Origin of the sequence: Pseudoalteromonas denitrificans DSM 6059, assembly GCF_900112265.1 — a bacterium.
GTDB classification, from domain to species: Bacteria; Pseudomonadota; Gammaproteobacteria; order Enterobacterales; family Alteromonadaceae; genus Pseudoalteromonas; species Pseudoalteromonas denitrificans.
This window is the reverse complement of record NZ_FOLO01000035.1, coordinates 1-12,349: the sequence shown is the minus strand read 5'-3', so window position 1 is coordinate 12,349 and position 12,349 is coordinate 1. Positions and strand designations below refer to the sequence as shown.

Here is a 12,349-nt window from a genome sequence, read left to right as displayed (position 1 = left end):
AGAAAAGCGTCATGATTCAACTAAAACCTTTTATTAGCCTATAAAGTGAGCTTTTTACCCCTTTAGATGGTCTACTATGATATAGAAGTTGAATCTTTTAGGTAATACAGTGAAGTTAAGCATTATTTTTATATTGTGTATTTTTTCTTTTTCGACAACCTCAAAAGAAACATTGAGAGTTGTCACTGAAAACCTTCCCCCTTACCAAATCGTTAAAAACAATAAATTAGTGGCTGGTACCTCTTATTTAATCATGAAAAATGTACTCAAACGTGCAGGGTTCACAAGTAAAATTGAAGTATTGCCATGGGCAAGGGCCTATCACACTGCTTTAAACGATAAAAATGTCATTATTTTTTCAATTACCCGCAGTGTAGAACGTGAACACCAATTTCATTGGCTTGGTACACTTAGAGAATTAAAATATCGTTTTTATTCTTTAAAATCGAAAAAAAGCATAGAACTAAACTCTGTTAAAGAAGCATTAAACTACAAAGCTGTAGCCGTAAGAGACAGCTTTGAAGCGGATTCATTAGTCAAGCTTGGCTTTATTTCAGGTGATAACCTGACGCTGACCGTAGGATATATTGAAGCATGGAATATGCTTTTAAAAGGTCGTGCAGATATTACCTATGCCAATGTATTTATTGGCGATACAATTCATAAAACACTATCATTTGAAAATACGCCCTTTCTGAAACATGGTTTTACTGTTGAAGAGTACACTCTTTATGTCGCAGCGAGTATCAATACTTCAAATGCAATACTCACTAAAATAACCGCAGCGCTCAATAGCCTAAAAGCAGATGGTACTTTTACTAAAATCCTATCAGCTAAAGAAGTACAATAACTATCTTTAAGAAAAGTAAAATTATGATAACCGCTCATATAAACCTGAACTACGTGATACCGTTTTTTTCATCGCATCAAGTAACATGGCTCTTTGTACTATCATATCGAGTTTATTTTTAGCACGTGTTATACCTGTGTAAACTAACTGACGATTAATGCCTGCACTGGCGTCTTGCAATGGCGGTAGTATTAATGCCGTATGAGAAAACTCTGAACCTTGTGATTTATGTATTGTCATGACATATACTTTTTCGTGTGCTGGTAATCTTGCAGGAAAAAATGCCCTAACTTGACCATCATCAGAAATAAACATGGCTTTTAATGACTTATTTTCATCTAACATTAAAATACCAATATCACCATTAAATAATCCCAGTTGATAATCATTCTGATTGATCATAATTGGCAAACCCACATAGTGACGACTTTGTGAATGTGTTATATGAATCAAACGCCTTTTTACCAGTTCTTGTTCTATTTTGTCATTTAGCTCTTCAACACCATAAGGACCTTTTCTCACCGCAGCTAACAATTGATAATGTGAAAAAGCGTCATGTACTTGCGCCACACTTGCATTATCTTTTATCAATTGTAAATAATGACTATACGCATCTGCTGCACGATTGATCATTGCTTGACGACTTTGCGGTTGATAAAAAGTAATATCTTCAAATTCCCCTAAGGTTTTTTGATGATCAATTTTTGCCAGCAAGGTTAAGTTATTTTCATTCACAGCTTTAGCCAATTGCCCAATGCCACTGTTTTCATTAAAACGGTGACTTTTTTGTAAAAAAGCCAAGCTATCAGTTAATGCAAAACGCCCTTGCTTTATTGCTTTTGGTTTAGCTGCTAAACCTAAAACCTTTAATTTATTATCTGAATAATTGGGCACATCCCCTAATATTAAATCTTGACATAAATCAGATAAAATATTGCCTGTATCAACTGACGTTAATTGATCTTTATCACCTAATAGAATAAGCCTGGCATGGCTTGGTAATGCTTCAATTAATTTAACCATAAGGGCTAAATCAACCATAGAAGCTTCATCAATAATCAATAAATCTAAGTGCAGTAAATTGTCTTTATGGTGTCTGAATTTATTTGATTTAGGAATAACACCTAATAGTCTATGGATGGTTTGTGCTTTTTCTGGGATCAAGGTTTTTAATGCATCTGATATTTTGCCTTCTTGCGCTATTTTTATTTTAGCGCCCGAAATAGACTCAGTTAAACGTGCAGCTGCTTTTCCCGTAGGCGCAACTAATTTAATGGTTAAAGGTGCTAATTGATATAACGATTGTAATACAGCTAATAATTTTGTTACTGTGGTTGTTTTTCCTGTGCCCGGCCCCCCTGTTACGATGCAAAATGCACTTTGTAATGCAACAGCACAAGCAATTTTTTGCCAGTCAACCTCATTATCTGATGAAGTAAAAAACTGATCTAATAAAGTGTTTAGTTTTACTTCATCTAAATTAATTTTTTTATGACTTAACGCAAGCAATCGATTAGCTAAAATAGTTTCATATTCATCATAACGGGAAAAATATAGTTTTGACCCTAATAATCGCAGCGGTTTATTTTCGCCGACACAGGCATGATTCTGTAATAAAAGTAAAACACTGTTAAGATCAGTAAATGGACAAAGGTGATTATTTTCTGCCGCAAGCACTTCAGACTCAGGTAACTTATTAACAATGCCAAAAGGATTCACCCAATTTACCAAACTTAAATCCAAACAAGTATGTTGCCTGCTATTAGCGATGCTTAATAACAAAACCAAATAAAACACTTGACTGTACTGAGCACTGTCTTCTAAGTCAAACCGCTCATTAGTCAGTAATTTTGCAAGCTCAATATCAAGTTGTGTTACTTTTTCTTTTTCGATTAATAATTTTAACATGATACAGAGCCTCCCATTTCAGCTAAGTCAAAATCAAACTGCTGGTCTTTTAGCGTGAACATGGCATCTAACGCTAAAATAATGTCCGTTTCTATTTGTTTATAAAAGATGCCTTTACCTGATGGCATTCCTCGTAAAAACACATAATACACTCCTCCTAAATGTGTTTTAATATTGTAATCAGGTATGCGCTGTTTCAGTAATCGGTGTAAAGCAACGCTATATAACAAATATTGCAAATGATAATGATGAGAGGCCATTACCTGCTGCATATTTTCATCGTTATAATCATCACTGCTTTCGCCTAAATGATTCGACTTATAATCTAAAATAAAATACTGGCCATTGTACTCAAAAATTAAATCGATAAATCCTTTTAACATGCCCTGTATATCACCAAAACTAATCGGGTGATATTCCTGTCCGCTTACGGCTAACAATGCTTTATTTACACCTTGTGCTGTTAAATTACCCAGAGGTAAATAAAACTCCATCTCAATTAAACAATTTTGTAATGCCAAACTGCTCAGTGATAAATTTTGTGTCGCATCATTTTGTGCAAGTGAACAGCTTAAAACCTGCTCAATCCAATTTACAGTAACAACATGCCATTTTTCGTCATCAATACCGTATTTAGTTAATTGCTCAGTAACCACAGAATCTAAATTTTTATCGCTACCCTCTTCATTATCATGAGGAGATTGAAAGTTTATTTCTTCTAAAATACCGTGCAAACAACTTCCCGGCTTTGCCCCTTTTGGAAAACTAAAAACGTCAAGTTCGGGTTCTACTTCAATTGAATGCCAATCAAGTTCATGGCTTTCATCTTCAAAACCAGGGGTAATATCATCTTCAATAATATTTTGCGTATGGTGCGACTGATTAAAGGTTAAACCACTAAAACTCGTGATACGCCAATCTCGTTCGATTTGACCTTTAAAGAGCTTAACTGATTGATTAATTTCTGATTTATTTTGATTCAATGCATCTTCATCAATTTTATTAACTCCGACCCCTTTGACCCCAACTCCGACCCCTTTATTTTGGGTATCAAGCTCAATGAAGTGTATATTCATATCTGTATTTTTGTGGACAAACAACTCTAAAGCTTGATGCCAATCATTTGCAGTGGCTATTTGTTCATTGGCAAATAATAAGTAGCCTAATGCAGTATGTTGAATACCTGATTTAGAGCGACTTTTACCTTCAGCTAAGTTATACAGACCTAAACAGCAATAGTGTACAGCACGTGTTAGTGCCACATATAATAGACGTAAATCTTCAGCTAAACGCTCTTTTTCAGCTGCAATTAAGTTATCCTCACCATTTTCTAGGTCATAAACCAACTCATTTTTATCGTTATGGAATACAGCTTCACTGGCCGCACGATAACTCGCTGCAAATGGAATATAAACCAGTGGATATTCCAAACCTTTAGAAGCATGCATAGTAACAATTTTCACTAAAGTAGCATCACTTTCTAAACGAAGCTGTGTACTGTCAGTATCATGCTGAGCTATTTTTTCGCTGAACCAACGAATTAAACGCATATTACCTTCAAGTTCCATTTGTTTGTGTTGCAATAATTCAGATAAATGCCTGAAGTCGGTTAACCACCGCTCTACGGGATAACCGAGTGCTTGCCAAAGCCCAGCTAAATTATTCGTTTTAAGCAAAAGTTCAAGCATAGCCATCGCGCCTTTTTGTTGCCATGTTTCAAGCAACACAGAAAATAGTTCCAGATAATCTTGCCAACTTTTAGAACCAGACTCTCTATTGTGTTCTTGATGTGCTTTATTTTGTGTTAAATCAAAAATCTGCTGATAATTCAAACCAAATAAAGGTCCAGCAAGGACACCACGATATAATGCCTCGTCATAACCACCATGTAGTGCCGTTAAAAAATTCAGTAGGTGTTCACTCAGCTGAGCGCTAAATATACTATCACGCGCTAAATACACGCTGGCAATATTACGCTGAGATAAAGCTGACTTTATAGCATGTGCTTCACGTCTATCTCGTACTAAAACACTGATATCAGCAGCTTGTACGGCTTTATCACCTATTTTGGCCTTACCTTGCGCAGCTAAATCTAATAAATGGGATATTTTATCCGCAAAAATACTGGCTAATGCAGCTTGACCATTAGCTTTGCTTGTTACTTTTTCATCTGATTTAAAAATACAAAATTCAAAACTAGAAAAATCATCACTGGAGTCTATTATCAATGATTTGTCAGAAGATTTTCCTTGAGCAGCCACTTTAACAAAGGGAATATCTTTATTATAAATAAAGCTGTTTATATTATTTGAAAATAAGTTGTTGATATTATCAACAATTGACGTTGCCGATCTAAAGTTCTTTTTAAGCGTAAATTGACGACTTTCATCAACACTATGTTTTGCATCAATATAAGTGAAAATATCTGCGCCTCTAAAACCGTAAATAGCCTGTTTAGGATCACCTATCATAGTCAAAGCAGGACCTGAGCTTTTATCTTGGTTCAAGTCACCAGTTTGAGCATAAATGGCATTAAAAATACCATATTGAATCTGATCAGTATCTTGAAACTCATCTATCATGGCAACCGGATAGCCAGTTGCTATTTTTTTAGCTAAGGCACTGCCTGAGTCTGATATAAGTGCCCGATGTAAATAAATTAATAAATCATCTGGACTGATAATACCCTGCTCTTGTTTTTTAAAACTTAAGGCCTGCTTTATCCAATCGGCTGCTTTTGTTGTGATGGCTATGGGCAAACCTAATTTTATTTTTTGTTCTAAATCCGCTAGTTTTGAGAATAATGATAATAAGGCATGCTCAAATATATTGGCCCCTTTTTTATAAATTTTTGCATCGGACAACCTTTCCTGTGTCCAAATATCAAAGCCTTGTTTTTTACTGCCAATAATTAACTTAGTGTCATCCGAAATACAAAAATCATATAACGCATTTAAACTGGTTTCTTTAACGGCAATATTGGTTTTTTTAATGCCAGATGCCAATAATTCAGCGGTAAAACTTGATGATAAAAAAGCCTGTTTAAATTCAGCCAGCTCAGTAATGAATTGGGCTTTTAATTGCCATAACTGTTCGAGCTGATATTGAGGTACTATATTGGCCTCTTGTTTACTTAAAATACTATAAACTTTTCTATATAAAGATTCAGGCACAGGGAAAAGTTCAAGTACATCCTGCGTTTTATCTATCGATAAGGGATAAACAAATCCACGCCAAAAATCTTTAAGTGCCTCATTCAATAACTCTGTTTGATCTAATACAAACTCTAAATTGAACGCAACGCCAGATTCAAACGCATGTTGTTTCAACATGCGCTGACAAAAGCCGTGAATGGTAAAAATGGCCGCATCATCCATAGACTTTGCGCCAGCATCTAATAATACAAATGCTTGTTTTTTTTCTTCTTCATTCATAGGTGCAATAATTTCGTTTATGGCTTCGTCATCGCATTCTTCACCTAATAAAGCATCACGGGCAACAATTAAACGTTTGCGTACTCTATCTTTAATTTCTGAAGTTGCTGCTTCAGTAAAAGTCACAACCAAAATTTGCTCAATCGATAGAGGAGGTGATTTTACAGAATTACCTTGTAAGCCCAGTAAATACCTCAAATATAAGGCAGTTATAGTATAAGTTTTGCCAGTACCCGCACTTGCTTCAATTAAGTTATGAGAATCCAGAGGCATAGTGATAGGGTTAAGTTCTTGCATTGTCATTAAACAATCTCCTCAAGTTGCTCTACCAGGGGCAGCAATAATTCATTGCTCAATTGCATAAACTCCTGCTCTACCTCATTCAACGATTTAAAATTAAGTCTGATATAAGGGTCCTCAAACTCACCTCGACCAATATATTGCCCACCAGAAAATTTTAATTTTGCTTTATTTATATCTTGTGTTTTTGCATATTCCAAGGCACTTTGAGGGAAAAATGGCACTGGTTGCGTCAATGATTTTGCATATAAATTAAACCAGCTTTGTAGCAACTGTAGTGCAACATCTTTATCGAGTGAGCTGAAAAGATATTGCTCATCTAAACCCAAAATTAAAGTGTCTAATTTATGGTTGCTGGCATGCGCAATTAAATGATATAACCAGGCCTTAACTAAATCTTTTGCTTTAACTGATGCTGGGCGGTAAAAGAGTTGCTTGCTATGACTATTTTTATCATTCCCTTTACTAACATTTTTTAACCAACCTAATAGTGTACTCGTGATTTGGTTTTGTTCATCACAACCTTCGTTTGATTTTTTACTCATACTTATTTGAATATTCAGTGGCTCTGGATTTAAATCAATATTATGACTTCTGATATTCAACAGCATGTGTGAAATACGCCCTTCAATTTTATCTAAGGTTAATTCACCAACATGAGCCAGTGGTAGGTTACCTCTTTGTAAAATTTGTTTTGCGGATATATTTTCTTCTTTAAGTGCTTTTGTTAAAAATTCATCTAAATAAAAATAGCGTTGTAAATGATCTAAACTGAAAGGTTCCTCATCTTTATTGATGTCTTCACCTTGGGGTAATTTTAAGGCTAAACTGCTTTGATAAAAACGTTTTTGAGGCTGGCATAATGCACTGATAAATGAATCGATTTCAATTTCTACTTCAGGTTCAATATTTAAAGGCTGTGCAGTATCAGCCATTTGATAGGGTGAAATCATCCAAGTTGGATTATAACTTTGCCTATTTTTTTGTGTTTCATTATTTGCAGTATCAGGGATTAGAGTGTCATGCTTTGAATCATTATCCGACGTTAAATAATATGCTGAATTAAATGGTTGTAAATGGTGCTGTTCAATTAAGTTATTTGGAAAAGCAGCATTGATTTTATCCCCCTCTTTTTGATAAAAACTACGCCCTATATATTCTAATAACTCACTCACTAAAGTCGATGGCACACGTTCAGTATTATCAAAACAAGAACGACCTATATAACTTATATATAAGTGCTCGCGTGCACTGAGTAAAGCCTCTAAAAATAAATATCTGTCGTCTAATTTTCGAGATCTATCCCCTTTTTGACGTCGACTTTGTGGTAATAAATCAAACCCCATTGGTTGTACACTTCGGGGGTAATCTGCGTCATTTAACCCTAACATGCATACCACTTTAAACGGCACTGAGCGCATTGGCATAAGCGTACAAAAGTTAATTTTACCTATTAAAAATCTTTGCCCTACCCCTTTTTCTTTCAAACCTTGTTTAACGAGATAACACATTACTTTATGAGAAATATCCCCCTGATAATCTTTATTATCATAATGATTTTGAATGTCTGATAATAAATTTTCTAACACCATCAGATCCCAGCTTTGATCCGTTTCAGTATTGTAAAATTCGCTGATCATGGCTTCTAAAATGTGTGTTTTATTAAGTAAACTGGCATCAGGTAACAATAGTTTTTTATATTTTATTAACTTATCAAAAAAGGCCAATAACTTACCTAATATATTGGCCGCCATACCCTCCACTTGATCTGATGCATAAATATCATTAAAAGGTGTTAACTCATCACGTTGCACCACCCCGAGTAATAATTTATTTAACCCTTGTATCCAAGTATTAAGTTCAATGTTATCTTGATCAAATTCAGTTTTATGTTCTCCATTTAATCCCCATTTGACCCCAACCTTATCAAGCCAGTAACGAATTTGATCTAACTCATTTTCTTCAATTTTAAAGTGGCTAGCAATATGGCGCACTTGTAATAAGTCTAAAATATCAGACACACCAAAGCGGCTAAAAGGCAAATTGACCAATTGGTTAAAACTACTCAAAATAGGCTTTTCTTGCTCTATTGCTAAATCGGCTAAACCATAAGGAATAAAACGTTCATTTTCAGCGGAACCAAATACAGCTTCAATATAAGGGCTATAGCTTGCCACATCAGGCATCATGACAATAATATCTTTAGGCGAAAGTGAGTTATTTTGTTCAAATAAACTCAGCAAATGATCATGTAAAACTTCCACTTCTCGCAAAGGGGTATGACAATCATTTAAATGTATGCTCTTATCTTGAGCATTTACAGCCAATTTCCCTTCATCTGAAATAAACCAGTTTTTATCACTTGATAGAGACTCATCTTTAAAAGCTAACTGATATACTTCTTGTTGTATTTTACCCAATAAACAATTAGCAAAATCATCAACAAAAAAGTCATGCCAATTAGCCTCTAACTGTAATAGCTGCTCTAAGTAGTCTCGACCTAATTTCCCCCAAGAAGATAACAATGGATTACCAACAAAATAATAATCTTTTCCTTGTGCCGCTAAGTTAGGTTTTACGCTATATTTCACTTCAATTTTCGCTAAAGTTTTTTCATCAACTAAATCCCCCCAGTAATGCTCACTAGGATTAAAGAAATATAGAAAAACATCAATTTTACTGGCTAACGCCGCAAAAACTTCCAACTGGGCATTAGGCAAAGCTGAAATACCAAATATGGTCAAACGTTCAGGTAATAATGTTTTCAGCTCAGCAGCATTGATATTTTCAAGAGCCATTAATAAGGCTTCATGCATATTGCCACGATGATAGGCACTTTGCGTTAAAGTAATTGTGGTATGTTCAACTAAACGACGCCACAATTCTGGTTGCCACAATAAATGGCTAGTATCGACATCGGGTAAATTATCTTCACCTTCTTGCCAAGTTACCAACCAACTAGGCCGATACATTAAATATTGGTCATATACATCGGCTATTTTTTCACACAACATAAATAGCTTTTGTTGCTCTATTGTTAATTCAGCGCTTTTATTTTCAGTTAAGGTTTCGTTTATTAAATAGCTTTGCAAAGACGAAAATAAAGGTTCATTTAAAAAGCCAGGTAAAATATCAAACAACTTCCACGCCATATTATTTTTATTAAAGGCGGACTCTGCGGGCACATCGGGTAATAACTTTTGATATAAACGCCATATAAAACTGGACGGTAACGGAAAATCAACCTGAGCGACTATGCCTAATTGTTGTGCTAAACCAATTTTAATCCACTGTGACATACCCGGCGATTGAACTAAAATAGCCTCTTGTGCAAACGGACTCGATAACGGTTTTTGTTTGAGCAATAAATTTAACTGTAATTGCAGCGCTTCTAACCGATTCGATTGAATAATGTGCAGCATGAAGTTGATGTTCCGTAAGCATTTTTATCTTGTAAGCAGTGTAAGGGATAATGCAATAGAATTAAATGTAGGTTATGAAAGTTTAACTATATTTCACACTTTGATTTGAGTTTTTATGAATTATGAAAATCAATTTTTGCAGCCCAAAAATTCGATTTCTTTATTTTCCGCAGTAAAATTTGATTTCCAGCCACGCCTTTGATCAGCACACACTAAATAAGTCTCGCTAGGCTAAATAACCGTGATAATTTATTGCGATTTATTTTTGAGTTTATCATTTATGTTTTTACCTCCTAAAAAATTAGACCTAGGTGTGTAATTAATCCAATCTACTTGTTTAATGATTTTATTGTTGGAGTCAAACTCTTGAACAATTATAAACAACCATGGGCCTAATTTTTTCCCATCATAACTAAACGCATGAAAAAAACCTTCAGTTACAGCTGTTTTATCTCCCAAAACTTGCTTTGTAACAGTGAGAGCTTGCTCTGTCGAAAGTACTTTAAACTCGCCCTTATCCCAGGCTAAAAAATTTCGTATCTCGGCTTTATTTTTTAAACTGTTTCCATAAATCATGTCTTCGAACTGGGCATTATTTGCATAAAAAGACATTAAGCCTTCAAAGTCATTACGCTCAGAATAAATAATAAAATAATCCTCAACTACTTGAGCCAAGTTATTACGTTTATTGGTAGAGGCACATCCAGTTAAAAACAAAAATATTAAAGCTGTGAAAAGTATACGCATAAATAATTATCCAATAGTGATAAATACAAAGCGCTCTAAGGGAATAGCCGATACATCTTTTATTCATATCGAGTAACCACAAATAAGCGCTGTGCTTTAAATATTAATCCAATATAAAAGTGTCCATTCTTTCTATTCACAAAGAACTTATGATATTTCATCTCATTTTATGCGACCCTTAGCTGTACTGAGCAGCCTAGGGATTATTTGATAAAATGATTAATTTAAACTTTTCGACGCTTTTAAAGTTCGTTGAACTTTTCAATCCATTCAGTGAAAGAGTTAGATACTTTTTTAACAGAGCAAAAATTACGGTCAAAAAACCATACGGGTAAATCTGTTTTTTTGCTTACGCAATCAGCAAGCTTGAAACAAAACATGTTTCCTTTACAATCAGATGCAAACAAAATATGCCCTTTTGGCATACCCGTCATTTCATATAGTTTTGATAGTGAAAATATATCTTCTAGGCTTAAGAAGTCTTGCACTTCAGAAATATCGACACCTAAATCACAGATTTTAGTTAATACATTTGGAGTATGAACTAAACCATAGGTAGATATTAAATATTTATATGAGTCAGGTAAAAAACCATTTAGTTTTACTTCTAGTTCTGCAATATCATGATTATCTATTGGAACCATGGCATGTTTACTACCCCAGCTTTTTACAAATAAATCAATACTATTCATTTAGAAATACTCCAAGGCTGCTATCGCTCTAATAAAAAAACTTTTAGCTCTTTAGATGTTAAGCAGCCAGGTGAAATGTCTTATTTTTGATTAGCTCATTAAATTAATAATTAACTCGGACATTAAGGTTTTTAATTTGGCCTACAATTTTAGCCACAACATTTTTTGTACTTTTTACCACTACCACATAAACACGGGGCATTTCGCTCTGGCATTTTATCGACTACTTGTGTTTTTGGTTTATTAAGCGCAAATTCCAACTCATTTATATCTTCTTCGCCTTCAAGATTAAGTTCAATCGAAGCAAAAAGTTTATGATTTGATATTATCTCTTCAATTTCTAACTTTCGCGCTTCTGAGTTAACAACTAAAGATAGAGGGTGAAGCTTGCTACCCATTTTTTCATTACGCTTAGGGCTAAACCCCTTTTGGTCATATTTACCCATGACGTCAGGTCTACCCATAAAGAAAAATTTTGACATTGTATTTTCTATAATCTTTTCTGCATTATTAAGGCGCAGCATACTAACAGTTTACGGATACTAAGGCTAAGGTGAAAAAAATATATATAAGGTAAATTGTATAAGTTGAATAAATAATTTTTTGTAAGATCTAAAATACGCTTTTAATTTTGTAGATTTTCTTGAACAAATTGCAACCAATTTAAAGCTTCATCACGGTTAGAGTATATTTTCAATATTCCAGTCTACTGTACGATGAACTGACAATGTTAAATAGTCTGCACTGATTTAGGTAGAACGTGTATATGCTACAACGGCCATTACATTAATTTCTTTTAATGTCGCTAAATTGACCTGTGCATCAAAGTCATATGTGTAGGTATTCACTTTATGTAACCTGAATTCTGGATAAGAAGTGAACTTATTGCCCACCTAGCGATCAGATCTTTCGACCAAGAACGATTTGAAAGCATAACGGTGGGCAGATGAATAAACTAATTGAAATTTTTTGCGATGTCGATGATTTTTGTCATCA

Annotated in this window: 7 protein-coding genes; 1 reads left to right on the top strand and 6 read right to left on the bottom strand. The window is 34.4% G+C overall.

Translation table 11 applies throughout. The features are described 5' to 3' along the window. The first annotated feature begins 109 nt into the window (after nucleotides 1–109). A complete protein-coding gene (locus BM088_RS17845) occupies nucleotides 110–850 on the top strand; it encodes a substrate-binding periplasmic protein (RefSeq protein WP_177208093.1) in 741 nt (246 codons plus the stop codon). A gap of 21 nt (nucleotides 851–871) precedes the next feature. Here the strand turns inward: BM088_RS17845 and recD are convergent, their stop codons facing one another. From recD to BM088_RS17815, 6 genes are all read right to left on the bottom strand, one after another. After that, nucleotides 872–2,758 carry an exodeoxyribonuclease V subunit alpha gene (gene recD, locus BM088_RS17840; protein WP_091987648.1) on the bottom strand — a complete coding sequence of 629 codons (1,887 nt, stop codon included), beginning with the start codon at nucleotides 2,756–2,758 and terminating at the stop codon, nucleotides 872–874. Then, on the bottom strand, nucleotides 2,752–6,489 hold the full coding sequence (gene recB / locus BM088_RS17835; RefSeq protein WP_091987779.1) for an exodeoxyribonuclease V subunit beta: 3,738 nt from the start codon (nucleotides 6,487–6,489) through the stop codon (nucleotides 2,752–2,754). Before recB ends, recD begins: the two co-directional genes overlap by 7 nt. A gap of 5 nt (nucleotides 6,490–6,494) precedes the next feature. Next, nucleotides 6,495–9,914 carry an exodeoxyribonuclease V subunit gamma gene (recC, locus tag BM088_RS17830; RefSeq protein WP_091987644.1) on the bottom strand — a complete coding sequence of 1,140 codons (3,420 nt, stop codon included), beginning with the start codon at nucleotides 9,912–9,914 and terminating at the stop codon, nucleotides 6,495–6,497. Between the two features lie 249 nt (nucleotides 9,915–10,163). Continuing rightward, complete coding sequence (locus BM088_RS17825) at nucleotides 10,164–10,661, bottom strand: nuclear transport factor 2-like protein (protein WP_091987640.1); 498 nt, start codon at nucleotides 10,659–10,661, stop codon at nucleotides 10,164–10,166. A 242-nt stretch (nucleotides 10,662–10,903) separates the two neighbouring features. Then, nucleotides 10,904–11,353, bottom strand: coding sequence for an SMI1/KNR4 family protein (locus BM088_RS17820; protein ID WP_091987637.1), 450 nt, complete (start codon nucleotides 11,351–11,353; stop codon nucleotides 10,904–10,906). Between the two features lie 149 nt (nucleotides 11,354–11,502). Next, nucleotides 11,503–11,835 (bottom strand): PBPRA1643 family SWIM/SEC-C metal-binding motif protein, encoded by a 333-nt coding sequence (locus tag BM088_RS17815; protein WP_091987633.1) that lies wholly within the window; start codon nucleotides 11,833–11,835, stop codon nucleotides 11,503–11,505. Nucleotides 11,836–12,349: the final 514 nt, after the last annotated feature.

What these genes read in the sequence shown, in the direction of transcription:
- recB (WP_091987779.1), bottom strand. Translation starts at nt 6,489, where the DNA reads ATGCAAGAACTTAACCCTATCACTATGCCTCTGGATTCTCATAACTTA.
- recD (WP_091987648.1), bottom strand. Translation starts at nt 2,758, where the DNA reads ATGTTAAAATTATTAATCGAAAAAGAAAAAGTAACACAACTTGATATT.
- BM088_RS17820 (WP_091987637.1), bottom strand. Translation starts at nt 11,353, where the DNA reads ATGAATAGTATTGATTTATTTGTAAAAAGCTGGGGTAGTAAACATGCC.
- BM088_RS17825 (WP_091987640.1), bottom strand. Translation starts at nt 10,661, where the DNA reads ATGCGTATACTTTTCACAGCTTTAATATTTTTGTTTTTAACTGGATGT.
- recC (WP_091987644.1), bottom strand. Translation starts at nt 9,914, where the DNA reads ATGCTGCACATTATTCAATCGAATCGGTTAGAAGCGCTGCAATTACAG.
- BM088_RS17815 (WP_091987633.1), bottom strand. Translation starts at nt 11,835, where the DNA reads ATGTCAAAATTTTTCTTTATGGGTAGACCTGACGTCATGGGTAAATAT.